At 65.0% G+C, this 25,914-nt stretch carries 25 protein-coding genes; 18 read left to right on the forward strand and 7 right to left on the reverse strand.

Translation table 11 applies throughout. The features are described 5' to 3' along the window. The first annotated feature begins 75 nt into the window (after positions 1-75). Complete coding sequence (locus ACX40Y_RS12935; protein ID WP_459119982.1) at positions 76-795, forward strand: Crp/Fnr family transcriptional regulator; 720 nt, start codon at positions 76-78, stop codon at positions 793-795. Here ACX40Y_RS12935 and ACX40Y_RS12940 read toward each other — a convergent pair. Beyond that, positions 779-2,638: a hypothetical protein gene (locus tag ACX40Y_RS12940; protein WP_459119983.1), complete on the reverse strand. Its 1,860-nt coding sequence runs from the start codon at positions 2,636-2,638 to the stop codon at positions 779-781. The two genes, ACX40Y_RS12935 and ACX40Y_RS12940, sit on opposite strands and share 17 nt — an antisense overlap. A 304-nt stretch (positions 2,639-2,942) precedes the next feature. Between ACX40Y_RS12940 and ACX40Y_RS12945 the strand changes: the two genes are divergently transcribed. From ACX40Y_RS12945 to ACX40Y_RS12960, 4 genes are all read left to right on the forward strand, one after another. Then, complete coding sequence (locus ACX40Y_RS12945; RefSeq protein WP_459120004.1) at positions 2,943-3,653, forward strand: response regulator; 711 nt, start codon at positions 2,943-2,945, stop codon at positions 3,651-3,653. After that, a complete protein-coding gene (locus tag ACX40Y_RS12950) occupies positions 3,650-4,963 on the forward strand; it encodes an ATP-binding protein (RefSeq protein WP_459119984.1) in 1,314 nt (437 codons plus the stop codon). Before ACX40Y_RS12945 ends, ACX40Y_RS12950 begins: the two co-directional genes overlap by 4 nt. A 123-nt stretch (positions 4,964-5,086) precedes the next feature. Continuing rightward, positions 5,087-5,782, forward strand: a complete 696-nt coding sequence (locus ACX40Y_RS12955; RefSeq protein ID WP_459119985.1) for a carbonic anhydrase — start codon at positions 5,087-5,089, stop codon at positions 5,780-5,782. Continuing rightward, positions 5,779-7,308, forward strand: coding sequence for a SulP family inorganic anion transporter (locus tag ACX40Y_RS12960; protein ID WP_459119986.1), 1,530 nt, complete (start codon positions 5,779-5,781; stop codon positions 7,306-7,308). Before ACX40Y_RS12955 ends, ACX40Y_RS12960 begins: the two co-directional genes overlap by 4 nt. 172 nt (positions 7,309-7,480) lie before the next feature. On the opposite strand, the gene ACX40Y_RS12965 is transcribed toward ACX40Y_RS12960, so the two are convergent. The 5 genes from ACX40Y_RS12965 to ACX40Y_RS12985 form a co-directional block, all read right to left on the reverse strand. Beyond that, on the reverse strand, positions 7,481-9,952 hold the full coding sequence (locus tag ACX40Y_RS12965; RefSeq protein ID WP_459119987.1) for a TonB-dependent receptor domain-containing protein: 2,472 nt from the start codon (positions 9,950-9,952) through the stop codon (positions 7,481-7,483). Between the two features lie 450 nt (positions 9,953-10,402). Beyond that, positions 10,403-10,999, reverse strand: a complete 597-nt coding sequence (gene rplI, locus ACX40Y_RS12970; RefSeq protein WP_459119988.1) for a 50S ribosomal protein L9 — start codon at positions 10,997-10,999, stop codon at positions 10,403-10,405. Between the two features lie 12 nt (positions 11,000-11,011). Next, complete coding sequence (rpsR, locus tag ACX40Y_RS12975) at positions 11,012-11,236, reverse strand: 30S ribosomal protein S18 (RefSeq protein WP_010543816.1); 225 nt, start codon at positions 11,234-11,236, stop codon at positions 11,012-11,014. A 13-nt stretch (positions 11,237-11,249) separates the two neighbouring features. Continuing rightward, positions 11,250-11,624: a 30S ribosomal protein S6 gene (rpsF, locus tag ACX40Y_RS12980; protein ID WP_459119989.1), complete on the reverse strand. Its 375-nt coding sequence runs from the start codon at positions 11,622-11,624 to the stop codon at positions 11,250-11,252. A gap of 168 nt (positions 11,625-11,792) precedes the next feature. Further along, entirely contained in the window at positions 11,793-12,629 is an 837-nt protein-coding gene (locus tag ACX40Y_RS12985) for a PEPxxWA-CTERM sorting domain-containing protein (RefSeq protein ID WP_459119990.1), read from the reverse strand. Between the two features lie 16 nt (positions 12,630-12,645). On the opposite strand from ACX40Y_RS12985, the gene fabD reads away from it, so the two are divergent. From fabD to ACX40Y_RS13045, 12 genes are all read left to right on the forward strand, one after another. Continuing rightward, the gene (fabD, locus tag ACX40Y_RS12990) at positions 12,646-13,581 is read left to right on the forward strand and encodes an ACP S-malonyltransferase (protein ID WP_459119991.1); all 936 of its coding nucleotides are present in this window, start codon (positions 12,646-12,648) and stop codon (positions 13,579-13,581) included. Positions 13,582-13,612: 31 nt separating this feature from the next. Further along, on the forward strand, positions 13,613-14,029 hold the full coding sequence (locus ACX40Y_RS12995) for a GxxExxY protein (protein ID WP_459119992.1): 417 nt from the start codon (positions 13,613-13,615) through the stop codon (positions 14,027-14,029). 17 nt (positions 14,030-14,046) lie between these two features. Next, a complete protein-coding gene (gene fabG / locus ACX40Y_RS13000; RefSeq protein ID WP_459119993.1) occupies positions 14,047-14,787 on the forward strand; it encodes a 3-oxoacyl-[acyl-carrier-protein] reductase in 741 nt (246 codons plus the stop codon). 51 nt (positions 14,788-14,838) lie between these two features. Beyond that, the gene (locus tag ACX40Y_RS13005) at positions 14,839-15,372 is read left to right on the forward strand and encodes a hypothetical protein (RefSeq protein WP_459119994.1); all 534 of its coding nucleotides are present in this window, start codon (positions 14,839-14,841) and stop codon (positions 15,370-15,372) included. 102 nt (positions 15,373-15,474) lie between these two features. Beyond that, the gene (locus ACX40Y_RS13010) at positions 15,475-15,723 is read left to right on the forward strand and encodes an acyl carrier protein (RefSeq protein ID WP_459119995.1); all 249 of its coding nucleotides are present in this window, start codon (positions 15,475-15,477) and stop codon (positions 15,721-15,723) included. 132 nt (positions 15,724-15,855) lie between these two features. After that, positions 15,856-17,115 carry a beta-ketoacyl-ACP synthase II gene (gene fabF / locus ACX40Y_RS13015; RefSeq protein WP_459119996.1) on the forward strand — a complete coding sequence of 420 codons (1,260 nt, stop codon included), beginning with the start codon at positions 15,856-15,858 and terminating at the stop codon, positions 17,113-17,115. 79 nt (positions 17,116-17,194) lie between these two features. Beyond that, on the forward strand, positions 17,195-18,133 hold the full coding sequence (gene mltG / locus ACX40Y_RS13020; protein WP_459120005.1) for an endolytic transglycosylase MltG: 939 nt from the start codon (positions 17,195-17,197) through the stop codon (positions 18,131-18,133). Positions 18,134-18,207: 74 nt separating this feature from the next. After that, positions 18,208-19,785: a S10 family peptidase gene (locus tag ACX40Y_RS13025; RefSeq protein WP_459119997.1), complete on the forward strand. Its 1,578-nt coding sequence runs from the start codon at positions 18,208-18,210 to the stop codon at positions 19,783-19,785. 355 nt (positions 19,786-20,140) lie between these two features. Then, positions 20,141-21,883, forward strand: coding sequence for a methyl-accepting chemotaxis protein (locus ACX40Y_RS13030; RefSeq protein ID WP_459119998.1), 1,743 nt, complete (start codon positions 20,141-20,143; stop codon positions 21,881-21,883). Positions 21,884-21,959: 76 nt separating this feature from the next. Continuing rightward, positions 21,960-23,540 (forward strand): alginate export family protein, encoded by a 1,581-nt coding sequence (locus tag ACX40Y_RS13035; RefSeq protein ID WP_459119999.1) that lies wholly within the window; start codon positions 21,960-21,962, stop codon positions 23,538-23,540. Between the two features lie 280 nt (positions 23,541-23,820). Continuing rightward, the gene (locus ACX40Y_RS13040) at positions 23,821-24,288 is read left to right on the forward strand and encodes a YaiI/YqxD family protein (protein WP_459120000.1); all 468 of its coding nucleotides are present in this window, start codon (positions 23,821-23,823) and stop codon (positions 24,286-24,288) included. 148 nt (positions 24,289-24,436) lie between these two features. Further along, positions 24,437-25,123 carry a PEPxxWA-CTERM sorting domain-containing protein gene (locus ACX40Y_RS13045; protein ID WP_459120001.1) on the forward strand — a complete coding sequence of 229 codons (687 nt, stop codon included), beginning with the start codon at positions 24,437-24,439 and terminating at the stop codon, positions 25,121-25,123. A gap of 38 nt (positions 25,124-25,161) precedes the next feature. Here the strand turns inward: ACX40Y_RS13045 and ACX40Y_RS13050 are convergent, their stop codons facing one another. Further along, positions 25,162-25,341 (reverse strand): hypothetical protein, encoded by a 180-nt coding sequence (locus tag ACX40Y_RS13050; protein WP_010543827.1) that lies wholly within the window; start codon positions 25,339-25,341, stop codon positions 25,162-25,164. 219 nt (positions 25,342-25,560) lie between these two features. On the opposite strand from ACX40Y_RS13050, the gene ACX40Y_RS13055 reads away from it, so the two are divergent. Then, positions 25,561-25,695 carry a hypothetical protein gene (locus ACX40Y_RS13055; protein WP_459120002.1) on the forward strand — a complete coding sequence of 45 codons (135 nt, stop codon included), beginning with the start codon at positions 25,561-25,563 and terminating at the stop codon, positions 25,693-25,695. Positions 25,696-25,914: the final 219 nt, after the last annotated feature.

Here is a 25,914-nt window from a genome sequence, read left to right on the forward strand (position 1 = left end):
CGGGTCGGCTTTGCGCGCCGGCCGGGACGCGCTAAGGCTGGGGCATCAAAGGCGAAAGCCCCAGCAGGAGCCTCTATGCAGAGCGTCGTCGCGCGAGACGTCATGGCCCGGATCTTCCCGGCAGTGCTCGCCGATCGCCTGGCCCCGGCAGCCGGCGTGATGACCGCCAAGGGCGGGCGAATCCTGCTTTCTGTCGGCTCGACCTCGGACAGCGTCTATATTGTCGCGCGCGGCCGGGTGCAGGTCACGCTCTATTCGATCGGCGGACGCGAGGTGATCCTGCGCGATCTGGGCGAGGACGCGATGTTCGGGGAGATCGCCGTGCTCGATGGTGCGCCGCGATCGGCGTCAGTCGTCGCGCTCACCGATTGCCAGCTTGTCGCGATCGACGCCGCCGCCTTCCGCAGCGCGGTAAGCGAGATCCCCGAGGCGGCGCTTTGGCTCGCGCGGCGCCTTGCAGGCCAGATCCGGGCGCTTACCGAGCGGGTGTTCGAACTCAACGCGCTCCCCGTCCGCAGCCGGCTCCACTGCGAACTGCTGCGGATGTGCGTCGCCGATGCGGCGGGCGCCGAAGCGAAGATCGATCCGGCGCCGACCCATGCTGCGATCGCCGCGCGGATCGGCACGCACCGCGAGGCCGTGACTCGCGAGCTGCGTTATCTGGCGCAGCAGGGGATGATCCGGCAGGATCGCCGCAGCATCACGGTGACCGATCCGCCCGCGCTCGCGCTGCTGGTCCAGCATGCCGTCGGTGACGATGCGCCCGAGGCGCCGCCGCTCAATAGATCGGGCTGATCTGCACCTGTGTCCCCGGTTGCGGCGCGCCGGCGGCGAGTCCGGCGCCTTGGGTTCCCCAATGCCGGCCCTGTTCGATCAGCCGTTCGTAGAGCGCCACCGCCTCGGCCCGCTGCACGTCGGTGAAGGGATAGATGCCCGTCGGCGTGACGCCGTGCTGGACCGCCAGATAGGCCGGAACGAAATCGGCGATCTGCGGGCGGGCATCGACATTGGCGGCCGCGCGCACCTCATAAGCCTGAACGGCGGCGGCGAGTGTGCGCCAGCGGACCCAGTAATGCGCGTCGAACCTGAATTTGTCGCGAAGGAGCGAGCCCGCCGCGCTGCCTTTCGCCGAGATCCGGCCGAGCGTCGCGGCCGGCATGTCGAGATTCAACCCGCCTTCGTCGGGTTCGAGAAACACGTCGACGATGCGCTCGCGATTGCCCGGCGCGCGCGCGAGCAACAGGTCGCGCCAGTTCTGCATGGTGCCGACCATGCTCCACAGATACGAGAACACTTCGAACGGGCCGAGCGAGGCGGCGATCGAGCGATAGCGGGGGCGGGGGGCGGCCTCGTCAGCGTTCGGCAGATGGACCGGCGGCGCGTCCGGCGGGCGACTTGCATCATCGTCGGCGAGATTGATCGCGAAGGTTGGCCATTGTGGCAGCGGCGCATCGAACAGGTGGATCGGAAAGTTGCTACTGAGCCCGCCGTCGGAGAACCAGCAGGGCCGAAAGCGCCCGGGCGCGGCTTCGCACGAGCGGCTGCTCGCCAGCGCGTCGGTCGCCTCCATCAGGGTGGCGGTACGTTCGGGCGTGCTCGCCGCCGCTGTCACCGATTCGTGGAGCGGCACGGCCGACAGGAGGATCGGATAGCTGAAGCTCATCCGCATCGCGACGATCACCGGCATGTCCGCTCCGTGCGGCAGCGGATAATATTCATGCCCGTCGCGGCGGACGCAGCGCGTCTCGTCGCTGGTCAGCCAGTCGACGACGCTGTCTGGGAACAGTCGTTCGAACTGATCGCGGCGGAACCAGAAGCCGGCATCCTGGAAGGGCAGGGTCCGCGGCTCCTGGTGCGAGAGATCGGTGGTGATCATCCGCAGCGTCAGCGCATCGCCGCCCGCCGGCTCGCCGGGATAGCGCGGCGCGGCTGCGAGATCGTTGAAGAGCAGCGGACGCTCGGGCGGCTGGCCGGCCATCGCCTGAAGCTGATCGTGCAGCCATTCGGTGAGCGCGGGGGCGGATGCGCGGCCGATACCCGTCACCCTTCGTCCGGTGCAAAGCCCGAGCAGATTGGCGCGGACGAGATCGAGCATCCGCCACCCCGACCAAGCGATCGTCGCAATCGCGATGAAACCGATCCCAAGCGGCACGATCAGCCACGCCGCCCAGCCATGCACATCGCCGAACGCGAGCAAAAGCGCGAGCGGCACCAGCAGCAGCAGCGTCACGAGCGGCGAGGCGGGGGCGCCAAAAACCAGGAGATGACCCAGTTTCGCGAGGGGTGTGCGTGCAGCGATCAGCCGCACCAGCGCACGATAGCGCATCGCCAGACCGCGGGCGGGCTGAAACAGGCGATAGATGAAATGCTCCGTCGCGAGTGCGTCCGCGGCGGCTTTGAGCCCTTCAAACGCCGTTGGCATTGGCGCTCCCGATAGCGACATCCCGACCGCTTGCCGCCGGTCGCCGACCGAGGCCGCAGCGCACGCAGCAGCAGCGATCGCCCCGGCCGAAGTGCCGCCGATATTTTTGAAGCGATATTCATGCGACAGCTCGATCGCTGCATTTGGATAGACGATTCCGCTGGTGATCCCCCCTTTCATCACCAGATCGCAATATTTTCGGCTGTGCTGCGTCATGCCGAATCCCCCCCTCTTCGGCAAGAGTACGACATTCTTCTGTTTGACCGCAATTTGTTCAACTCGCGAGGGGTTTCGTGTCATGCAAAGATGCTGTGGCCTTCATTATCGAACAAATGTCGTAAGTTCGTTCCAAGAACTGGCGACGTGAAGTGAGCCGGCTGCGGCGAGCAGCAACTGCGAATCCCATCGCCGCGGCGTTTTCGTGGTGTGGGCGAGCCGGGCAAGACGGCGATCCTCAGTCTCGTTGACGTCGGCCGTTGGCGCACCTAGTTGAGTGCGCATGTATGCCGGGGAACCAGCGCTGACCTTGCCCACGATCGTGCTTGTGGAGGACGATCCACAGCTGCGGACGTTGACTGCGCGCGCGCTTCAGGAAAATGGCTATCTGGTGCGGCCCGCATCGTCGGCGCCCGAGATGTGGCTGGCGCTGGAGAACGGCCCGGTCGATCTGGTGCTGCTCGACGTGATGCTGCCGGGGACCAGCGGCATCGATCTCTGCCGCGCAATTCGCCAAAAGAGTGCGGTTCCGATCATCTTCATCTCGGCCAAGGGCAGCGAGACCGATCGCGTCGTGGGCCTCGAACTCGGCGCGGACGATTATCTGCCCAAGCCGTTCGGCACGCGCGAACTGATCGCCCGAGTGCGCGCGGTGCTTCGTCGTGGCGGGGCAGGGCGCGACGCCGAGGAGCGGCCGCAGGGCGTGATCAGCTTTGACGGCTGGACGGTGAACCTGCCCCGGCGCGAGTTGCTGTCGCCGACGGGAGCGGTGGTGGAACTGACCGGTGCCGAATTCGACCTGCTGGTGACGTTGTGCGACCATGCCGGCCGGGTGATCTCGCGCGAGCGGCTGATCGAGTTGTCGCGCACGCGGCTGGGCGACAGTTCGGACCGCAGCATCGACGTGCTGGTGAGCCGGCTGCGGCGAAAGCTCTCCGATGCCGGACATGCGGCGCCGATCGTGACGGTGCGCGGCGTCGGCTATACGCTGAACGTGGCGGTAACGCGCAGTTGAGGCTGTTTCGCCGCGCACCGCTCGGCCTGATCGGCCAGATTTTTGCGGTGCTGCTGCTGACCGTGCTGATCGAATTCGGTGTGTCGACGCTCCTTTACGAGCGTGCGAGCCAGTTTTCGGTGCGCGATGACGAGGCGCGGCGGCTCGCCGAACATCTGGTGATTTCGCGCAAGCTGCTGGCCGAAAAGCGACCGGCTGCGCGACCGGCTCTCGCAACCGAACTGACCACCTCGCGCTACGAAGTGCAGTGGATGGAGTCGCTGCCGCCTGCGCTGGCAACGCAGCGCGAACTCGACCCGATCTATGAGCAGGTGCTGCTTTGGGAGCCAGGCCTCGCCACCGCCGATCTCCGGTTGCGGCTGACGTCGCAGGATCGCCATGCGTTGATCGTCGGGGCGCTGATGCTGCCCGATAGAAGCTGGATGTATTTCCGCACGCGGGAACAGGTTCACCGGGCCGACCTCGGTTCCGCGCGCGTGCTGCTGGCGCTCGCGCCGGCGCTGGCGCTCATCCTTATCAGCGGGCTGATGGTGCGGCGGATGTTGCTGCCGATGCGGCGTTTGGCTGACGCCGCCGATCGTTTCGGCGCGGGGCCGGTGGCGCCGGTGGACGAGGCCGGCCCGCGTGAACTGCGCCGGGTGATCGGCGCATTCAACCGTATGCAATCACGTATCCAGCGCCTGATCACCGATCGAACGCAGGCGCTTGCGGCGGTGGGTCACGACATGCGCACGCCGCTGGCAAGGCTCAGGCTGCGCGCCGACGGCGTGACGGATCCCGAAGTCTATCAAGCGATCGACGCGGATATCAGCGAAATGGAGGCAATGATCGCCTCCCTGCTCGCGTTTCTGGGCGGGGAGGGCGACAACGAAGCGCCGGCGCGCGTCGATCTGGCGGTGCTTTGCGCAACGATCGCCGACAATCACGCCGACCAGGGCCGCGATGTGGTTTACGACGGGCCAGCGCACCTTGAACGGCTGGTCCGCCCGGTGATGCTGAAGCGCGCGATCAACAATCTGGTCGAGAATGCCGTTCATTATGCCGGGCATGCCTGCATCCGCGTTGAACAGATGAGCGACGAGACGCTGATTTGCGTCGAGGACCGTGGGCCGGGGATACCGGCCGAGGAACTGGAGCGGGTGACCCAGCCCTTCGTCCGGCTGGATGTCGCTCGTTCGCGCGACACGGTGGGGTTCGGGCTCGGCCTGTCGATCGTCGCACGCGCGGTGGAAGCAGAGGGCGGGCGCTTCACGATCCGCAACCGCGAGGGCGGGGGACTGAGCGCCCGGATCGCGCTGCCGGGCGGCTGACCAGCGCTCCTCCCGCGCCTTCTGAAACAATTCCTTACAGTCGCGCCGCAGTGCGGCAAAACCCGGCCGGTAGGTTAACCCTTCACTGCCCGCATTGCGCGGGCCGGTATATGGGAGCTTGTCGTGAACGAACTCATCGGACGCGTGGTCGATTTCGAGAAACAGGTGTTTCCGAACCAGAGCGCGCTTTATTCGAAGCTGGCCGCGCACGGACAAAGCCCGAAGGCGCTGATGATCTCGTGCGCCGATTCGCGCATCGTGCCTGAGCACATCATGCAGGCGCAGCCGGGCGATCTGTTCGTCTGCCGCAACGCCGGCAACATCGTGCCCCCGTTCGCGACGCAGAATGGTGGCGTTTCATCGACCGTCGAATATGCCGTGTCGGCGCTCAAGGTGCGCGACATCATCGTGTGCGGCCATTCGGACTGCGGCGCGATGAAGGCGCTGATGAATCCGGAAATGCTCGACGGCATGCCCAACGTCGCGGCCTGGCTGCGCCACAGCCACGCCGCGAAGTGCGTCGTCGATCATGGCTATAGCGATCTCGAGAATGGCGCGTCGGTTCGTGCCGCCAGCCTGGAAAATGTGGTCGTCCAGCTCGCTCATCTGCGCACGCATCCTTCGGTTGCGGCCGGGATTGCGCGTGGTGAAATCGCGCTTCACGGCTGGTTCGTCGACATCAGCGCCGGCCAGGTGCTCGGTCTTGACGGTGAGACCGGTCGCTTCTCGCCGATCCGCGCCGATCGCCCGCTGCCCGTCGCGCTGAAGGCCGGCCAGCGGCTGGCGACCGACTTCGCGCTGGCGGAGGCCGCCGAATGAGCGAGGCCGCAGCAACCGCGGCAACGCCCGCGGCGCCCAAGCCCAAATCCTTTGCCAGAGATTTCACGGCGTCGATCGTGGTGTTTCTGGTGGCGATGCCGCTCTGCATGGGCATCGCCGTCGCCTCGGGCGTGCCCCCGGAAAAGGGGCTCGTCACCGGCATCATCGGCGGCATCGTCGTGGGCTTCCTCGCCGGCTCGCCGCTGCAGGTAAGTGGTCCTGCTGCCGGACTGGCAGTGATCGTGTTCGAACTGGTGCGCGAACAGGGCCTGTCCGCGCTCGGACCGATCCTGATCCTGGCCGGCCTCATCCAGGTCGCTGCCGGCCTTCTTCGCGTCGGCGGCTGGTTCCGCGCGATTTCCCCGGCGGTCGTGCACGGAATGCTTGCCGGTATCGGCATGCTGATCGTCGTCGGCCAGTATCACGTTCTGTTCGATGCACGTCCGCTGTCGAGCGGGCTCGACAATCTGGCGGCGATGCCCGGTCGTCTGCTCGGCCTGTCGTCGAGCGTCGCTGCTGCCGAACTCGCGCTGCTGCTCGGCATCATCACGATCGTGACCATGCTGGGCTGGGACAAGTACAAGCCCAAGGCGGTTCGGCTGCTGCCCGGTGCGCTGGTCGGCGTGGTTGCGGCGACGCTGGTGGCGTTCGCCTTCAGCCTCGAGGTCACCCGTGTCGATGTGCCGTCGAACATCCTGGCGGCGGTGGTACCGCCCGAAACCGGCTTTCTTGCGCGGCTGATCGACCCGTCGGTGCTCGTCGCGGCCTTCGCGCTCGCGTTCATCGCCAGCGCCGAAACGCTGCTGTCGGCTGCTGCGGTCGACCGGATGCACGACGGCGTTCGCACCAACTACAATCGTGAGCTGAGTGCCCAGGGCATTGGCAACCTGCTGTGCGGCTTTGCCGGCGCGCTGCCGATGACGGGCGTTATCGTCCGCAGTTCGGCCAACGTTCAGGCGGGCGCCGTAACGCGTGCTTCGGCGATCCTGCACGGCGTCTGGATTCTCGGTTTCGTCGCGCTGCTGCCGTGGTTGCTGCGCGAGATCCCGATGGCGGCGCTGGGCGCGGTGCTGGTGGTGACGGGTGCGAAGCTGGTCAACCTCAAGCATGTCCGCCACCTGTTCGCCAATTACGGCGTGCTGCCCGCAGCGATCTGGGGCGTGACGTTCGCGCTGGTGGTGGCAGAGGATCTGCTGACCGGCGTGCTTGTCGGCATTGCGCTCTCGCTGCTCGAACTCCTGCCGAACCTCCGTCGCCTGCGCCTGAAGGTGGACGAACACGAAATCGGTGGCGAACGGACGATCGCGCTGACCGGATCGGCGACGTTCATCACGCTGCCGAAGCTGTCCGATCGGCTCGAGGCGATCCCGGGTGGCGAGCCGGTGCGGCTCGATGTGTCGCGGCTTGCAGCGCTCGATCATACCTGTGCGGAGCTGCTCAAGGACTGGCTCCAGCGCCGCCGCGCCCAGGGTTCGCCCGTGGTGCTCTCCGGCGCCAACGACAAGATCGCGGCGCTCGCCGCCTGAAGTCAGGTGTCCCGCACCTTCCTCAAGGGCTGTCGCGCAAGCGGCAGCCCTTTTTTTGTGTCCGAGCGTCACCGGCGGGTTCGCCGAACCACCACCGGATCCGGAAACGCAGCAACGGAATCGGGCCACCCCCTGCCGGGAATGGCCCGATGACGTTCTCCCTCAGAGCTGCTTAGAACGAGAAACGCAGTGAGCTCGAGATGGTCCGCCCATTGACGGCGCGGCCCCAGGCAATGCCGTTGGCAGGCATCGTTCCCTGCGAGATCTCGAAATACCCCAGTGTGTTGAACACGTTGTTCGCATTCACGCTGAGCTGCACATTGGGCAGGGGATGGAACTGCACAAAGGCGTTGACCACCGTAAAGCCCGGCATGCGGAGCTGGTTGACGTCTTGCGCATAGCTCTTGGTGATCGTGACCGAGCTCGCGCCGAACGTGGCCCATTTGGTTTCAACCTGGGGCATGAGCTGAAGCGTGAATTCCGGCTGGTGGCGGGGCTGGAGCCCTGTGATCGCCGGGTTGAGCAGGTCTTCGGTGATCTTCGCCCTGGTCCAGGTGGCACCGGCGTTGAGGCTGAACGGGCCGCGGCTGATGCTGCCTTCGAACTCTGCCCCATACGCGCGATAGGTGCGCGCCGTGCCGAGGCCGGAGCCCGACTGGATGTTCTGATCTTCCGAATTGGCGAGGAAGCCGACCAGATTGAGCGCAAGGCCCGGCCGGCGGAACTTCACGCCGCCTTCGAGCTGACGGACGGTGTCATAGGCCGAGTTGGAGTCGTAAAGATCGCCGCTGTTGTAGTTGATCGCCGAGGTGAAGAGAATCTTGTCGGCATTGGCCCGGGCGCCGCGGCTGTATCGCGCGAACACCGACAGCGGCTCGGCGATGCGATAATTGATGCCGACCGAGTAGCTGAGATAGTGATAGTCGTAATTGACCGGCGAGGGCTGGGTGAGCGGCAGAACCGCCGTGCGCGATTCTGCCTGAGAGATGACGCCGTCATTGTTGAAGTCATAGGCGATCAGACCGTTGCGGCCGCCGCCGAGATCGGCGCCGTAAACCGTCCCGTTCACGCTGCCGACATCGTAGCGGACGCTGGCGCCGAGCGCGAGCTTGCCGATGTGATAATTGACCGACCCATAGGGCGCCGTGATGTCGTAATCGACATTGAACGCGCGATGGAGCAGGCTGAGATTGTTGATCGCGAACGCGGCATAGCCGTCCTGGGTCAGCCTGGTGCCGCCGGCATTGCTCACATCGACGAGCGAAGCCCGGCCGCCGCCGACGACGTCCTGGATCTCGGTCGAATAGAGCCAGTCCATGTCGACCGTCTGCATCGCCTTGTAGACGCCCGCGGTGACGGTGAGATCGCCGCCACCGACCTTCCACACGCGATTGGCGCGCAGATCGTTCGTGAAGTTGTTGAGCGAGTGCAGCTTGACCTTGGCGATATAGACGCTGGCGAGTAGGCCGTTGCCGTTCAGGTTGGCCGGATCGGCGATCACCTGGCCCCGGTTCGGGCCGGTGGCGTAGCTCAGCGTCCCGCCCGCGCCGCCGATGCCGGCTGCGATTGCCGAGGCGTCGTTGATGCTCCCCGGGATCATGCGATAGAGATCGCCCGAGTTGGCCGAATAGCGCGCGCGTTCGGTGAAGGAGAAGCCGGCGATCTTGAATTGCGCCTCCAGCCCGACGGACTTCGACACAGCGTGCATGCCGTCGTGAAAATTCTCCGCGATCGGCAGATTGTTGCGATCGAGCGAGAGGAAGGTGCCGATGTTGCTGGACAGCAGCGAGTCCTTGCTCGGATCGAAATTCGCGACGTTCTTGAACGTCGGCTTGTCGTTCGTGCCGCCGATCAGGACGGGCGCCGGCACATATTGTGGTGACCGGTCGTCAAGCAGCTTGCCGTAGATGCGAACGAAGCCGTCATCGAACGAGCGGGTGACGTTGAACTTCACCTGCCCGCCGCGATAGCCGTTATAGCCGATATCGCGCGGGCCTTCCCCGCTGCGATAGAAGCCGCCGAAATGGAAGCGCAGCTTGTCGCTGAGCTTGGTGCCATAATCGAAATCGACGCGCTTCTCGCCATAGTCGAGGCCGGTCGTTGCCTCGATCGAGCCGCCCTCGCTGTCCCCCGTTTTCGAGATGAGGTTGATCACGCCGCCTGGCGAGTTGGAAGCGAAGGTCGAGGCCGAACCGCCGCGGATTGCCTCGATCGCGGCGAGGTTCATGTCCGCGCGGATGAAAATGTCCGAGGCGGCGTTGAAGATGTCGCCGAACTCGAGCACCGGCAATCCATCTTCCTCGATCTGCATATACTTCGAACCGCCCGACGCCAGCGGCAGGCCACGGATGGTATAGTTGGCGTTGCCTTCCCCTGACGATGCTTCCACCCGGATACCGGGGAGCGTGCGCAGGACTTCGCTCAGCGACCGCGCGCCGAGCTTGCGGACCTCGCTTTCTTCGAGGGAACTGGTCGAGATCGCGCTGTCCAGAATGTCGCGGCCCTTCGCCACGCCGGTGGAGAAGACCTTCTTTGCCGGGGCGGGCTTGGTGGCGCCGTCCTGATCCGGGTCGGCGGCAGCGCCGTCCGAGGTGCGTGCGGGATCGGGCATGGCGATGGCTGCGTTGGCGGGGAAGATTGGCATCGCGACGGCCAACGGCGCGACCGCGAGAAGGAGTGGGACCCGTTTCATTTTCTTTTTTCGCTCCGAGAGTGGCTTGTCGTCAGTTTTTGTGACGGTGCTCGCCAAAGCTGGAGGTGCTTCCCAAATATACTCCGATTAAATACTGAAGAAGGGGAATTTCTCTCGGCGAATTTCAAATTCTTACGATTATTTCCTTAGGAGATGGCCAGGTGATTTTAACCTTTATTCGTCGTTATCCATTTATGGCGGATGTTGTTATTCAATAGTGGTTATAAACTATTCACGACGATGTCGGGTCCGCTTTGCCCTAGCGCCGGGTCCGCGGTTCTGGGGCTTCGTCGGGCAAGGCGGCATCGCCGTCCTTCAAAGCATAGATCGTCGCGCATGAAAAAGGCCGCCCCGGTTGCCCGGCGCGGCCCTTTCTTCGATCCTGGGGCGAACCCCGGCGGATCAGCCCTCGGCGGTCTCGTCCGCCTCGGCTGCGTCCGTAGCGATCTCGCCCGGCTCGGCGTTGGGATCATAGGCTTCGGTGAAGCCCGCTTCCTCACGCTCGAACATCGCGGCCATGACGTCGACGCCCTGCGCCTGCATCTCGGCTTCCTCGGGCGAACGAGCAACGTTCACCTTGACGATCACCGACACCTCGGGGTGCGGCGCGACCTTGACCTCGTAGAGGCCGATCGCCTTGATCGGGCGATCGAGCACGATCTGCGACTTGGTGACCTTGTGGCCGTCGGCGAGCAGCGCGTCGACCAGATCGCGAACCGCGACCGAGCCATAGAGCTGGCCGGTGTTCGACGCCTGGCGGATCAGCGTGACCGATGCACCTTCAAGCGTCTTGGCCTCCTTCTCGGCCTCGACGCGGCGGGCGGCGTTTTCGGCCTCGATGCGCTCGCGATTGGCTTCGAAGACCTTGCGGTTGGCTTCGTTGGCGCGGAGCGCCTTCTTGCGCGGCAGGAGGAAGTTGCGGGCAAAGCCGTCCTTCACCTTCACCACGTCGCCGATGTGGCCGAGCTTCTCAACGCGCTCGAGCAGAATGACTTCCATTGGATCCGCTCCTTACTTAACGATGTAGGGCAGCAGGCCCAGATGACGGGCGCGCTTGATGGCCTGGGCCAGTTCGCGCTGCTTCTTCGCGCTCACCGAGGTGATGCGCGAGGGGACGATCTTGCCACGCTCGGAGACGAAGCCCTGCAGCAGCCGGACGTCCTTGTAATCGATCCGGGGCGCATCCTTCGCGGAGAAGGGGCAGCTCTTGCGGCGGCGGAAAAAGGGTCGTGCCATGATCTATCGCTCCTTATTCGCCGTCGAAATTGCCGTCACGGTCGCGACGGCCGCGACGCTCGCGATCACCCTTGCGCATCATGACCGACGGGCCCTGCTCATGCGCATCGACCTTGACGGTCATGTAGCGGATGACGTCCTCGTTGATCTGCGTCTGGCGCTCCAACTCGGCGACCACGCCGGCCGGCGCGTCGATCTCGAGCATCACATAGTGCGCCTTGCGATTCTTCGCGATGCGATAGGCGAGGCTGCGAAGACCCCAGGTCTCGGTCTTGACGACCTTGCCCTGATTATCCTCGACGATCTTGGTGGCGGCTTCCGCCAGTGCGTCCACCTGCGCCTGTGCCAGATCCTGGCGCGCAAGGAACACATGCTCGTAAAGAGCCATTGGTTCTCTTCCTGTTGGCCGATCGCTGACGCCGCCCCATGCGGACGCCCCTCCGGCTGTCGTCTTGCCAAAATGGCATTAGTCAATAAAGCAAACGGAGCGGACGCATTGCTGCCCCGCTCCGAAGCTGGCGCTATACGCGCAAGCGATGCGTCATTGCAAGCCCGTTCAGGCCGCAGCGAGCACCGGCTTGCGGCGGCGGCGCATCGCTGCCCCGGTCATCCCGAAACCGCCGATCAGCATGGCCCAGGCCGCCGGCTCGGGCACCGCGCCGGCGCCGGCATCCTGCGAGCCGAAGAACACGATGTGCGAGAGCTTGGTCGGATCGCAATCGTTGCTCGGAATGTCAAACGTGTCCCAGCTGCCCGACGAGGCCGGATCGATCTTGTACAGCGTGAAATAGTTGCCGGCCTTCACGGCGATGAAGTCGATCAGATAGCCGGGCGTCGACCAGGTTCCCGACGATTTGTTCGCGCCCGTGATGAGCCCGGCCGTGGTGCTGGTGTCGAACAGATAGTTCAGCTCAATGTCCGGGCCTGCCCACCAGCGATAATTGTTGTAGCTGTTGTACGCGCGCTCAGCGTTCTTGTAGCTGCTCTTGTTGTTGACGTTGTCGTTTCCGTTGATGTTGCCGGAGAACAGGCAGCCGGCCGACGAAGCGACGGAAAAGCACTTGCTGGAAATGATGGTCGAGGCGTCTGCCGCCGAGGGGATTGCGAGAGCGATTGCTGCTGCCGCCAGCTTGATCTTGATGCCCACCTGCTTGCTCCTGATTTGATCTTCGAATTTGTGGTCTGGCAAATGACGGATGGGAAACGCGCCAGCAACATGGCGACGATCGGTGCGCTGTGTCGCATTGATACAGGCGAGGCGGATTCGCGGTTGAGACAGATGGTTACTGTCCCCGTCCGGGATTTCGGGCGCCCGGGCGGGGCAGGCTTGCCACGGCAGGGCGATCGGCTCTAACGCGCGGCCCCGATCCGCCGTCGATGCGATCCCGGACAATCTTCAAGGAGCAGATATGCGCGCGTTCATCTTTCCAGGGCAGGGCAGCCAGGCGGTCGGCATGGGTCGCGCGCTCGCCGAAGCCAGCGCGGCCGCGCGCGAGGTGTTTCAGGAAGTCGACGAGGCACTGGGCCAGAACCTGTTCCGGTTGATGACCGAGGGGCCCGAGGAAGAACTGACGCTGACCGCCAATGCGCAGCCGGCGATCATGGCGAACGCCATTGCGGTGCTGCGCGTGCTGGAGAAGGAGGGCGGCGTTCGCCTGGCCGACAGGGCGGACTTCGTCGCCGGCCATTCGCTGGGTGAATATACGGCGCTGTGCGCTGCCGGCGCGTTCGATCTGTCCACCACGGCGCAGCTGCTGCGCAAGCGTGGCGACGCGATGCAATCGGCGGTGCCGGTGGGCGAGGGGGCGATGGCGGCGTTGCTCGGTGCCGATCTGATCAAGGCGCAGGCGATTGCCGATGCCGCCGCCGAGGGCGAGGTGTGCGCCGTCGCCAATGACAATGATCCGACCCAGGTGGTGATCTCGGGCGCCCGCGCCGCGATCGAGCGGGCGGTGGCGATCGCCAAGGAGCATGGCGCCAAGCGTGCGCTGCTGCTGCCGGTATCGGCGCCCTTCCACTGTCCGTTGATGCAGCCCGCCGCCGATGCGATGGAAGCCGCGCTCGCCGACGTAGCCATCCAGGCGCCGCTGGTGCCGGTATATGCCAACGTCACCGCCGCGCCGATCGCCGACCCCGCGACCATCCGCACGCTGCTCGTGGAGCAGGTGACCGGCATGGTCCGCTGGCGCGAATCGGTAACGGCGATGTTCGACGCGGGTGTCCACGATTTCGTCGAGCTGGGCGGCAAGGTGCTCGGCGGCATGGTCAAGCGCATCGCGCCGGACGCGGGCGTGACCAGCGTGGTGACGATGGACGATATCGAGGCGCTGGTTAAGGTGCTTTGATTTTTTCACGCGAAGGCGCGAAGACGCAAAGATGCAGGACGTAGAGGCGATTGCGGCCGATATCATTGATGCTTCGATAAAACTGCACATGGCGCTCGGGCCTGGGCTGCTGGAAAGCGTGTATGAATCGATATTGGCTGCGAAGCTTGTCGAGCGTGGGCATCATGTTTTGCAGCAATGCCCAATCGACATCGAATTCGATGGCTTGCACTTTGAAGGCGCGTTTCGCGCCGATCTCGTCGTGGATGAGTGTCTGCTCGTTGAGATCAAATCCGTTGAGCGTCTCGCGCCCGTCCATGCAAAGCAGGTGCTGACGTATCTCCGTTTGCTGAAGCAGCCACCGGGGCTGCTGATCAATTTTGGTGGCGAAACACTGAAAGAGGGCCTTCGCCGAGTGGTGAATGGCCATGACTCCTTCGCGTCTTCGCGCCTTCGCGTGAACCAATGAATAAGGACAAGCTTTTCATGTTCGACCTTACAGGCATGACCGCGCTCGTGACGGGCGCTTCGGGGGGCATCGGTTCGGCGATCGCCAAGGCGCTGGCTGCGCAGGGTGCGCGGCTGGCGGTTTCCGGCTCCAACGCCGACAAGCTGGAGGCGTTTCGCGCCGAGCTTGGCGGCGACCATGTTGCCGTGCCGTGCAATCTCTCTGATCGCGCGGCGGTCGACGCGCTCGTTCCGCAGGCGGTGGAAGCGCTGGGCGGCAAGCTCGACATCCTCGTCAACAATGCCGGCGTCACCCGCGACAATCTGGCGATGCGGATGAAGGACGAGGAGTGGGAACAGGTCATTACCGTGAACCTGGAGGCCGCGTTCCGCCTGATGCGCGCGGCCGCCAAGCCGATGATGAAGGCGCGCTTCGGGCGCATGATCTCGATCACCTCGGTCGTCGGCGCCACCGGCAATCCGGGGCAGGCCAACTATGCCGCGTCCAAGGCGGGGCTGGTCGGCATGTCGAAGGCGCTGGCGCAGGAACTGGCGAGCCGCAACATCACGGTCAACTGCGTCGCGCCGGGCTTCATCCGGTCGGCGATGACGGACGTTCTGCCGCAAGCGCAGAAGGACGCGCTGCTCGGCCGCATTCCTGCCGGAAAGCTGGGCGAGGGCGAGGATATCGGCGCAGCGGTCGTCTATCTTGCCAGCAGGGAATCGGCCTATGTCACCGGCCAGACACTGCATGTGAACGGTGGGATGGCGATGCTCTGAGCCGGGCAGCGGGGCGGGGCTGGCGTCCGGGGGAATGGGAGTTTGATGACGATGCGATTTCTCCTCTCGATGACGGCGGCGCTCACCGTGCTGGCCGCCCCAGCGGCGCAGGCCGCCGATCCCTCCTCGATCGGCTGTGTCGCGGAAAAGGTGGATGCGGCGGTGCGCGCGCAGATCGCCGCCGACGTCGCCCGCAACCTGAGCGACGTCGGCAAGCGGCCGAGCTATGATCCCAGCGTCGGGCGCGGGCTGAACGATGCGGCTAGCGCCTGCGCGACGGCGAATGGCTGGCCCGGCAGCGCGGCACGGGCGGCCGGCATCTATGCGCTGGCGTCGATCGGGCTGCCGGTGGCGAAGCGCGTGGTTTCCGCAAAGGGATTCGATCCCGAGGCGCTGGATGCGCTGTACCGGGCGCTTCCCGAAGAGACCCGCAGCCGCGCGCTCACCGCCGACGAAACTCAGGGACTGATCCGCGAGGCGGTGACCGAGGAGGCGATGCAGACGCGCGAGAACGCCGAATTGCTCGCGGAGTATTTTGCGTTCGTGAACACGCTGGAATATGCTGCGCGTCAGTTTTCCGAATAGCGGCGTCGCAACGCGGCGTCGGCCCCTCTTGCAACCGCATCGACGGCATTCTAGGTGCGGTCCAACTCAATCAGAGCCCAGTCACGAAGGATAACAGGGACCATGGCGAACCAGGAAGAGATCACTACCCGCGTGCAGGCGCTCGTCGTCGACCATCTGGGTGTCGATGCGAAGGAAGTGGTGCCCACCGCCAGCTTCATCGACGACCTCGGTGCGGACAGCCTCGACATCGTCGAGCTGGTGATGGCGTTTGAGGAGGAATTCGGGGTCGAGATCCCCGACGACGCCGCCGAGAAGATTGCGACGGTGGGCGACGCCGTCGCCTATATCAGCGAGCATCAGCAGGGCTGACGCCCGGACGATGCAGCCAGCCCTGATGGGCAGGAACGCATTTCGACGGCTTTCCGTTCATGCTCGTGCGAGCGGACGGGAAGCCGTTTTGTTATTTGATCCAGTTTCGAAGAACTTTGACGGAGAATTGCCATGCGCCGCGTAGTCGTGACCGGCCTTGGGCTCGTCACCCCGCTGGGTGCCGATGTCGAAACCGCCTGGAAGAACATCCTCGCCAGCAAGTCCGGCGCGGGCACGATCACCCGGTTCGATGCCAACGATTTCCAGAGCAACTATGCCTGCGAAGTGAAGCCGGCCGACCATGAATATGGGTTCGATGCCGGCAAGCGCGTCGACCACAAGATCCAGCGCCAGGTCGATCCCTTCATCGTTTACGGGATCGATGCCGCCGGCCAGGCGATCGAGGATGCCGGGCTGACCGAGATGGACGAGGCGACCCGCTTCCGCGCCGGCTGCTCGATCGGTTCGGGCATTGGCGGCCTGCCGGGCATCGAGAGCGAATCGCTGGTGCTGGCGGAAAAGGGGCCGAAGCGCGTCTCGCCGCATTTCGTCCACGGCCGCCTGATTAACCTGATCTCGGGCCAGGTTTCGATCAAGTACGGCCTGATGGGCCCGAACCATGCGGTCGTCACCGCCTGCTCGACCGGCGCGCATTCGATCGGCGATGCCGCCCGGATGATCGCGATGGACGATGCCGACATCATGCTGGCGGGCGGCGCCGAAAGCACGATCTGCCCGATCGGCATCGCCGGGTTCGGCCAGGCGCGCGCGCTTTCCACCGGCTTCCGTGACGATCCCACCCGCGCCAGCCGTCCCTATGACGTCGACCGCGACGGCTTCGTGATGGGCGAAGGCGCAGGCGTGATCGTGCTCGAGGAATATGAGCACGCCAAGGCGCGCGGCGCGAAGATCTATGCCGAAGTCGTCGGCTATGGCCTGTCGGGCGATGCCTATCACGTCACCGCGCCGCACCCGGAGGGTTCGGGCGCATTCCGTTCGATGCAGATGGCGGTGCGCAAGGCCGGCCTTTCGCTCGACGAGATCGACTATATCAACGCGCACGGCACCTCGACTCCGCTGGGCGACGAGCTCGAACTCGGCGCGGTCCGCCGCCTGTTCGGCAGCGCGATCGATACGCTGTCGATGAGTTCGACCAAGTCGGCGATCGGCCATCTGCTGGGCGGCGCGGGCGCGGTGGAGAGCATCTTCTGCATCCTCGCGCTGCGCGACCAGGTCGTGCCGCCGACGCTGAACCTCGACAATCCGAGCGAGAGCTGCACCGGCGTCGATCTCGTCCCGCACACGGCGAAGCAGCGCAAGGTGAAGGCCGTGCTGAACAACTCGTTCGGTTTCGGCGGCACCAACGCCAGCCTGGTGATGAAGGCTGTCTAAACGTCGTTCCCCGGCCGCGGCACGGCGCTTTGGCGGCCGTCGGCGCGGCCGGCGGACGGGCGGATGCCTGTTGCTCGCGCTGTTGCTGCTGGTGGCAGCGCTGGGCGGTACCGCCTGGTGGCTGTGGGGCGGCCCCGGGCCGGCCCCGCGTCCGCTTTCGGTGGTGGTGCCGCAGGGCGCGTCGCTTTCGCGTGCCGCCACCGAGTTGGAAAAGGCCGGCGCGATCCGCTCGGCGCGGCAGTTCACGCTGTTCGTCAAGCTCCTGGGCGGTGGTGCCGCGATCAAGGCGGGCGAATATCGAATACCCGCGGGCCTGAGCCAGCGTGGCGTGTTTCGCATGCTGCAGCGCGGGCAGACGTTCCAGCGCTTCTTCACCGTTCCTGAAGGCACGCCTTCGGTTGTCGTCTTCGAGTCGCTGATGAAGGCGCCGGGGCTGACGGGCAGGGCGGCCATGCCCGCCGAGGGCAGTGTGCTGCCCGACAGCTATGCCTATAGCCGGGACGATGCACGCCAGCAGGTGCTGGTGCGGATGCAGAAGGCGATGACCGATTATCTGGCCAAGGCCTGGGCGGGCCGGGCACCGGGCATCGCGGTGAAGACGCCGCGTGAGGCGGTGATCCTCGCCTCGATCGTCGAGAAGGAAACCGCCAAGCCCGAGGAGCGGGCGATGGTCGCTGCCGTCTATACCAATCGGCTGAAACAGGGGATGCGGCTTCAGGCGGACCCGACCGTCATTTACCCCATCACGCGGGGCAAGCCGCTGGGGCGCCGGATCCTCCAGTCCGAACTGCGCGCGGTGAATGCGTATAACACCTATGCGATGGCCGGGCTGCCCGCCGGCCCGATCGCCAATCCGGGCCGCGCATCGATCGATGCGGTGCTGCACCCGGCGGCATCGGGCGCGCTCTATTTCGTCGCCGATGGCAGCGGCGGGCATGTGTTTGCCGATACGCTGGAGCAGCACAATGCCAATGTCCGCAAATGGTATGCGCTGCGCCGCGCGCGCGGGGAGATGTAGCCGAACAGTCGTTCGCTTGTCTGGTGCTGGCGACAAGCTAATGAGAACCCCAGCAAACCTTCCGGGGGTTCCTGATGCGCCGTCTTTCGATCCTGTGCCTTTTGCTCACTACCACTATGCCCGCGCTGGCGCAGGAAAAGCCCAAGGACGAACATCGCGAACTGCTCAAGGCCGATGCCGAGGCGGCCTGGGTTCGCCCGCCCGTCGATGAGGCGAGCGCCGTCAGCAAGGGCAGCGTGACGGTGGGCGGGCAGCGCATCGCCTATACGGCAACCGCAGGCACGCTCACCATCCGCGACGACGACGGCAAGCCAACCGCCTCCTATTTCTACACCGCCTATACGCGCGACGGCGCGACGCGCGAGGCGAGGCCGGTCACGTTCTTCTACAATGGCGGGCCGGGATCGGCGACGATCTGGCTCCACATGGGCAGTTTCGCCCCCGTGCGGATCGTCACCGGCGATCCCAGGTTCATCAGCCCCGCGCCCTATCAATTCGGCCCCAACCCGGATTCGCTGATCGACAAGAGCGACCTGGTGTTCATCGATGCGCTGGGCGCCGGCTGGTCGCGGCCGCTGGGGGACAAGACGGGCAAGGACTTCTGGGGCGTCGATCAGGACGCCGACGGCTTTGCCCGCGCCATCCTGCGCTACACGAGCAAGTTCGAACGCTGGCAGTCGCCCAAATTCCTGTTCGGCGAAAGCTATGGCACGCTGCGCAACCCGGTGGTCGCCGCCAAGCTGGAAGAAGCGGGCCTGAGCCTGAACGGCATCGTCCAGTTCTCCACCATCATGAACTATGGCGTCCGCCAGCCGGGCTATGACCAGAACTTCCTGACGCTGTTCCCGACGATGGCGGCGACCGCATGGTATCACAACCGGCTGGCCGATCGCCCCGCCGATCTCGGCCGTTTCCTCGACGAGGTACGTGCCTTCACCAGCGGCCCCTATGCCGCCGCGCTCGCCAAGGGCACGCGGATCTCGTCCGAGGAAAAGACGGCGATCGCGAAGAAGATGTCCGAATATACCGGCATCAGCGAAGCCTATATCCTGCGGGCCGACCTGCGGCTGACGCTGCCGCGCTTCCAGACCGAATTGCTGCGCGACCGGCGGCTGGCGGTGGGGCGGCTGGACTCGCGATACACGCTGAATATGGGCGACGCCAATGCCGACAGCCCCGACGAAGATCCCGCCTCCACCTCCGTCACCGGCGCCTTTGTCGCCACGTTCCAGGACTATGTGGCGCGCGTGCTCGGCTACAAGACCGACATGCCGTACCGCCTGTCGGCACGGGGCCCCGGCTTCGAATGGGACTGGAAGCATCGCGCGCCGGACGGCAGCGGCACGCATCTTGCGCCCGACAGTGCCGTCGATCTGGCCTATTCGATGCGGCTCAACCCCGATCTGAAAGTGCTGTTCATCAACGGCTATTATGACTTCGCGACGCCGTTCTACGGTGCCGAGTTCGACGTGAGCCACATGCTGCTGACGCCCGACCTCGAGAAGAATATCCGCTTCACCTACTATCCGGCCGGGCACATGGTGTACCTCAACCCCGAGACGATGGGCGCGATGCACCGTGATCTTTCGATCTGGTACGACGAAGCCATGCGGGGCGTGCCCTCCGCTCGCCCCGCCCAAGCCGGTCGCTGAGCGCGCGGCTGGCGGGCGGCGGTGTGCGTTCCGTCGCAGCGGAACGCATCGCCGGTCGGGTGGCGATGGTGCCTGGACTCGCCTCCGGGAAAGCCCGGGCTGCGGCGTTTTCGAGGCGTTAAGCCATTGCGGAATTTCGAATATGTCTGCAATGTTTCGATACAAAACCGTTGCGTTCGCTGCAAGTGGCGCTTGATTCCGTCCTATAATTCCGGGGAATCCAGATTTCCCGGAGATTGGCGTGCGCCTTCTAAGTAATGTCAGTATTGGTAAACGCCTGTTAATCATTGGCGGTGGTTCGCTGATCGGTCTGGGACTGGTAATTCTTCTTGCGCTGAATCAGCTGGATTCGGCGTTGAACAAGAGTTTCGAGGCGCGAACCAAGCAGGCGATCGACATCGCTTACAGCCAGCTGGATTATTACAACGCCGAACAGCGCGCCGGGCGGATGAACGAGGCGCAGGCCCAGGCTGCCGCGAAGAAGGTGATCGGATCGATGCGCTTCGGCGAACTCGATTACTTCTTCATTCTCGACAACAATCACATGATGGTGATGCATCCGGTGAAGCCGGAGAAGGTCGGCAAGACGACCTATGACAGCACCGACGCATCCGGAAAATACCATTTCCGCGAGATGGTGAAGATCGCCACCGAACAGGGCGGCGGCTTCGTCGCCTATGATTATGAGCTGCCCGGCGGCAAGGGCGTGAAGCCCAAGATTTCCTATGCCCGCGAATTCAAGCCGTGGGGATGGGTGCTCGCGACGGGCGTTTACAATGAGGAGATTCAGGCCGCGGTCCATGACGCCGAGATCAAGCTGGGCATGGTCGTGGTGGTGATCGTGGCGCTGATTGTCGGGCTGATCTGGACGGTGACCCGCTCGATCACGCTGCCGCTGGCGGCGATCACAAGCCGGATGCGTAGCCTTGCCGCCGGCGATACCGCGGCGGCGATCCCGGGCGCCGAGCGCAAGGACGAGATCGGCCATATGGCGGGCGCGCTCGAGGTGTTCCGCGAGAATGCCCAGGCGAAGCTCGCCGCCGAAGCGGCCAAGGCCGCCGCCGACGCGGACCAGCGCGCCATCGTGCAGCTGCTTTCGGAAAAGCTGCAGGCGCTCTCCGAAGGCGACCTCACCGGCACGATCGCCACCCAGGTGCCGGCCGCCTATGTTTCGCTCCGCGACAATTTCAACACCGCGCTCGACAATCTTCGCGAACTGATCGCGGTGCTGACCGAGGCGTCGCACAGCATCGAGACCGGATCGACCGAGATCGCGGCGGCATCGGATGACCTTGCCCGCCGGACCGAATCGAACGCGGCCAGCCTGGAGCAGACCTCGGCCGCACTCCAGCAGATGAACGACCGGCTGAAGTCGAGCGCCAGTGCGGCCGACCAGACCGTCGGGTACACGCAGGAAGCGATCGGCATCGTCGATTCGGGCCGCTCGACCGCAGGCGAGGCGACCTCGGCAATGGACCGCGTCTCCGAAAGCGCCCAGGGCATCGACACCGTCATCGAAGGGCTCGACAAGATCGCGTTCCAGACGCGCGTGCTCGCCATGAACGCGGCGGTCGAAGCCGGCCGGGCCGGCGAGGCCGGACGCGGCTTCGCCGTCGTTGCGGACCTCGTCTCCGCGCTCGCCATGCGCGCCGAGGAGGAGGCCCGCCGCGCCCGCGAGCAGCTGACCACGACCCAGGCCGATATCGTCGTCGCCGTCGAAGCGGTGAAGAAGGTCGACACCGCGCTGGCGAACATCACCGGCAGCGTCAGCCAGGTCCACCAGTTCGTCGAGGTGGTGGCGACCGACAACCGCGCGCAATCGAGCGCGATCGCCGAAATTGCCACCGCCGTCGGCGCGATGGACCATTCGACGCAGCAGAATGCGGCGATGGTCGAGCAGACCTCGGCGGCGGCACGCAATCTGGCGGGCGAAGTCTCCGGCCTGTCGCGCCAGGCGGCGCGCTTCAAGACGAGCAGCGCAGGCGCAACCCGCCACGCCGCCCCGCCGGCGCCGGCGGCGGCATCGCGCGGCAAGAAGCCGCAGCCGCAGCCCCAGCCCGCGCTCGCCGACGCGTCCGGCGACTGGGCGAGCTTCTGAACGGCGGCGGCGTTCGTGCCGCCGTTCCAATCATCTGGAGCGGGCGGTGTCCGCTCCCACAAACGGAAAAATTGCCATGTCGCGCTCCACGCTTTCGCTCACCCTTTTGACGTCGCTGATCGGCGCCGGCATCGGCGTTCCGATGGCGAACGCCCAGACGGCGCAACCGCAGCCAGAACAGGCTGCGATGATCGTCGTGACGGGCGGCGGGCAGGAGCGGCCACCGCAGGACGTGCCGCCGCAAAAGGGAACCCCGGCCGCCGAGGCGGTGACGCCGCGCGCGCCATCGCAGCCGTCCACCTATCCCTATCCGAACCAGGCGGACGGCTTTGGCGTCAAGCTGGGCGGGTACAACGTGTCGCGCTGGGCCGAGGACTGGCGCGTGATGCGCGATCCGAAGAAGCGCGACGACATTCTCGATCGGCTGAAATATCTGCCGATCAGCGGCGACGGTACCGTCTATGCCACGCTGTCCGGTGAACTGCGGCTGCGCCAGGATTATATATCGCATCCCAATCTCACGCCGGTCGCCCATCGTCGAGAGCAGTTGCTGCGCGTGTTCGCCGGTGCGGACGTGCATATCGGCCCGCTGCGACTTTACGGCGAACTGGCGCATGGCGGGCTGGCCGGGCACAATCTTGGCAATCCCGCGCCCAAATCGAAGAACGATCTGTTCGCCCAGCAATATTTCGCCGAGTTGAGCGGCTCGATAGGCAGGGTCACTGCCGGCGTCCGTTATGGTCGCCAGGAATTCACCGACGGCCCCTCGGGGCTCGTGTCTGTCCGCGACGACAATACGCTGCACATCGAACTCAACGGTGCCCGCGCCTGGGTGGCGGTCGCCAGGTTCCGCGCCGACGTGTTCGATTTCCGGCCGACGACCATGGGGCTCGGCGGCGTCGGTGACGACAAGATCGACCGAGGCAGCCGTTTTTCCGGCGTCACCGTTGGCATGGTCGTGGCCAACGAGAAGACGCGCAAGATTTTCGTCGATCCGTTCGTATGGCGTGATCGCAACGACAGCAGCAAATGGGGGCGCAGCACCGGCCGCGAGCGTCGCCGGCATTATGGTGCGCGCGTGTGGGGCAGCGTCGATCGCGTGAACTTCGACTGGACGGTCGATCGCCAGGAAGGCGATTACATGGGCCGCCCGATCGATGCGTGGATGGTGCAGGCTGCACAAACCTATGTCCTCAATCCGAAGGGCGTGAAACCGAAGGCCGGCATCCATTTCGACTATGGCAGCGGCGGCGGCGCCTATGGCACCGGGACGATCCGCAATGCACGCACCGTGACCGGCGGGGCGATCCCGTTCAGCTATCAGGGTGCGTTGAACCTGATCAATCTGTTCCAGATCTCGCCCAACTTCACGCTCTCGCCGACCAAGAAGCTCGACGTCACCACCGAATATCAGCACAGCATCCGCGTGACCGAGACCGACGCGGTGTATCGCGGCGCCGGCACCGCCTATTCGGGCACCCAGCTCGTCAGCGGCAATCATGTCGGCGATGCGATCCGCCTGCAGGCGACCTGGAAGGTGACGCCCCGCGTGTCGGTGGTCGGCCGCTACGAATATTTCGAGCCGGGCGCGGTGCTCAAGGCGGTTGGCTCGACCGGGTCGCATTATGTCGCCGGCTGGGTGAGCTTCCGATTCTGAGCGAAGCGAAAGTTCCGAAAGTTCCGGGATTACGACATCAACCTGATCCCGGACGCGACCGCGGCAACGAACGTGCAACGTCGATCCGCGCCTGACGCCATCGGCCCCCGGGCCGGTGGCGAGCGGACTGATATCGAGAGGGTGGCGGCGCCATCGCATTGCATGCGCCGGGAAGATAAGCACGAATCGCCGATGTAGGACAGCGATTTGTTCTTTTAATGTTCTGGTGGCGTGACCGCGCCGGCTTCGCTTTCGGCAGCAGAATGTGGCAGGGGGCGGCATGCCCAAAGCCCTGCATATCCTGGTCGATGCCGATGCCTGCCCGGTGAAGGACGAGATCTACCGTGTCGCCTGGCGGCTGGAGGTGCCCGTCACCATCGTCAGCAACGCCCATCTGCGCGTGCCGCAGCATCCACTGGTCTGCCGGGTGGTGGTGAGCGACGGCTTCGATGCCGCCGACGACTGGATCGTCGCGCAGACCGATGCCGGCAGCGTGGTGGTGACCGCCGATATCCTGCTCGCCGACCGCTGCCTGAAAGCGGAGGCGGCGGCCGTGCTGGCGCCGACCGGCAAGCCGTTCACCAGCAATTCGATCGGCAATGCGGTGGCGGTCCGCGCGATCATGGCGGACCTGCGTGCCGGCGGCGACGGGATCGGCATCGGCGGACCGCCGCCGTTCAGCAAGGCCGATCGCTCGCGCTTCCTGTCGGCACTCGATACTGCGCTGGTGCAAGCAAAGCGGGGGTGAGGCGCGGCCGGCACGGGCCTGGTCTCAGGTGAAGCAATTGGCCTTTACTGTGCCTGTTTGAGACAAGCGATCCGTCGTTACCAATCGACGAAAGGTTTCTAGCCGATTAACACTTCGGCCGATTTGCAGCGACGGGGGTCGAGTGATGATGAAGCATGTAATCGTTCGGGCAGCCGCCGCTGCGCTGGCCGCGGGCTGGGCGATGCCGGCATTGGCGCAGGATTATTATGTGTTTGGCTATTCACCCTCGGGCGCGCAGACGCTGTCGGTGAATGGCGGCGGCGCGATCCAGGCGGCGCAGACCGGCTGGTTCGATCAGACCGGCGGGCACAGCTATGGCAATGACAACTATCTGACCGGAACCGTAGGCGAGTCGACCTTCCGTTCCTACTACACCTTCGTGCTCAACGGCCCGATCACCAGCGGGGTGGTGTCGATCGGCAACAGCGTCGATTGGTTTTTCCCGGGCCTCTACAATGGTACGAGCGGCAACCTGATGCTGACGTTGTACGATGTCACCAGCGCGATCAACACGTACCAGGAATATGACGGCGCGATCGGAATCTACGATGATCTGGGAAGCGGCACCGTACTGGGCTCGGTCCTCATCAGCGCGGCGGCATCGAGCTATGTCATCACGCTGAACGAGGCGGGCGTGGCCGCGGCCAATGCCGCCTATTACAGCGCGAGCGCCTTCACCTTCGGTGCGAGCCTGACCCCCGCCACCAGCGGCGTACCCGAGCCGGCGGCATGGGCGATGCTGCTCGGCGGCTTCGGCCTGATGGGCGGGGCGCTGCGCCGCCGCAACCAGCGGGTCACCGTGCGCTACGCCTGAACGAGCAACGCGGCCGGGCCTGCGCCCGGCCGTTGTCGTCAATGGAGCTTGGCGATCGACAGCCCGTCGAGCTTGGCGCGTTCCTTCACCGATTCCTCGCTGCGGGTGAGCGCCTTGGCGATCGCGCGCAGCGGCATGCCTTTCTTCGCGAGGGTGTGGAGCTTTTGCAACTCGTCGGGGCGCCAGGGCTGGCGATGTCGTTCGAAGCGTTCGGCCATGGGGCGTTGTAGCGGGGTTTCAGGCGGAGGGATATGGGCGGGTAGCGCCCATTTGCAGACCTTCGCACGGCACCGTAAGCTCTCGGCATGATGCCGATGCGAGCTCTGGCCCAGCACCGATATATGCTACAGGTCTACTTGGTCGCGATCACGACAACCGCGTGCGTCCTCGCAACGGATGCGTTTGCTTTCCGGTCGCCAGCAAACCTCGCATGGATGATGGGATTGCCCGTCGGCGTGGGGATGGCTGCGAACGTCGGTTGGGATCGCCGCTGTTTCATGGCTATGGCCCTGCTGGGGGTTTCGCTGGTCGTCGGAATGGTGGTCGGGGTGAATTTCACCAGCTATGGCTGACGACCGCTGCCGCCCAAAGGTGGACATCAAGGAAGCGCGCCGCAGCGCCCGAAAGCGGCCGTTCGTTCATGTGGCGCGGCGATGGCGGCTAACGCTCCGATTGCGGACGCTTCAGCAGTCGCCTATGAGCGCGGGATGACGCCACAGAAAGATCTTTCGCCGTTAGTGAACATCGTTCGCTGGATAGGCTTAACCTTTGCAATCTTGGGATGTCTTTTT

Source organism: Sphingomonas sp. RS6 (genome assembly GCF_054489705.1).

Excerpts from the sequence above, each read along its gene's own strand:
- ACX40Y_RS12935 (WP_459119982.1), top strand. The coding sequence starts at position 76 with ATGCAGAGCGTCGTCGCGCGAGACGTCATGGCCCGGATCTTCCCGGCA.
- ACX40Y_RS12940 (WP_459119983.1), bottom strand. The coding sequence starts at position 2,638 with ATGACGCAGCACAGCCGAAAATATTGCGATCTGGTGATGAAAGGGGGG.
- ACX40Y_RS12960 (WP_459119986.1), top strand. The coding sequence starts at position 5,779 with ATGAGCGAGGCCGCAGCAACCGCGGCAACGCCCGCGGCGCCCAAGCCC.
- ACX40Y_RS12965 (WP_459119987.1), bottom strand. The coding sequence starts at position 9,952 with ATGCCAATCTTCCCCGCCAACGCAGCCATCGCCATGCCCGATCCCGCA.
- rplI (WP_459119988.1), bottom strand. The coding sequence starts at position 10,999 with ATGGAAGTCATTCTGCTCGAGCGCGTTGAGAAGCTCGGCCACATCGGC.
- rpsR (WP_010543816.1), bottom strand. The coding sequence starts at position 11,236 with ATGGCACGACCCTTTTTCCGCCGCCGCAAGAGCTGCCCCTTCTCCGCG.
- rpsF (WP_459119989.1), bottom strand. The coding sequence starts at position 11,624 with ATGGCTCTTTACGAGCATGTGTTCCTTGCGCGCCAGGATCTGGCACAG.
- fabD (WP_459119991.1), top strand. The coding sequence starts at position 12,646 with ATGCGCGCGTTCATCTTTCCAGGGCAGGGCAGCCAGGCGGTCGGCATG.
- ACX40Y_RS12995 (WP_459119992.1), top strand. The coding sequence starts at position 13,613 with ATGCAGGACGTAGAGGCGATTGCGGCCGATATCATTGATGCTTCGATA.
- fabG (WP_459119993.1), top strand. The coding sequence starts at position 14,047 with ATGTTCGACCTTACAGGCATGACCGCGCTCGTGACGGGCGCTTCGGGG.
- ACX40Y_RS13005 (WP_459119994.1), top strand. The coding sequence starts at position 14,839 with ATGCGATTTCTCCTCTCGATGACGGCGGCGCTCACCGTGCTGGCCGCC.
- ACX40Y_RS13010 (WP_459119995.1), top strand. The coding sequence starts at position 15,475 with ATGGCGAACCAGGAAGAGATCACTACCCGCGTGCAGGCGCTCGTCGTC.
- fabF (WP_459119996.1), top strand. The coding sequence starts at position 15,856 with ATGCGCCGCGTAGTCGTGACCGGCCTTGGGCTCGTCACCCCGCTGGGT.
- ACX40Y_RS13025 (WP_459119997.1), top strand. The coding sequence starts at position 18,208 with ATGCGCCGTCTTTCGATCCTGTGCCTTTTGCTCACTACCACTATGCCC.
- ACX40Y_RS13035 (WP_459119999.1), top strand. The coding sequence starts at position 21,960 with ATGTCGCGCTCCACGCTTTCGCTCACCCTTTTGACGTCGCTGATCGGC.
- ACX40Y_RS13040 (WP_459120000.1), top strand. The coding sequence starts at position 23,821 with ATGCCCAAAGCCCTGCATATCCTGGTCGATGCCGATGCCTGCCCGGTG.
- ACX40Y_RS13045 (WP_459120001.1), top strand. The coding sequence starts at position 24,437 with ATGAAGCATGTAATCGTTCGGGCAGCCGCCGCTGCGCTGGCCGCGGGC.
- ACX40Y_RS13050 (WP_010543827.1), bottom strand. The coding sequence starts at position 25,341 with ATGGCCGAACGCTTCGAACGACATCGCCAGCCCTGGCGCCCCGACGAG.
- ACX40Y_RS13055 (WP_459120002.1), top strand. The coding sequence starts at position 25,561 with ATGGGATTGCCCGTCGGCGTGGGGATGGCTGCGAACGTCGGTTGGGAT.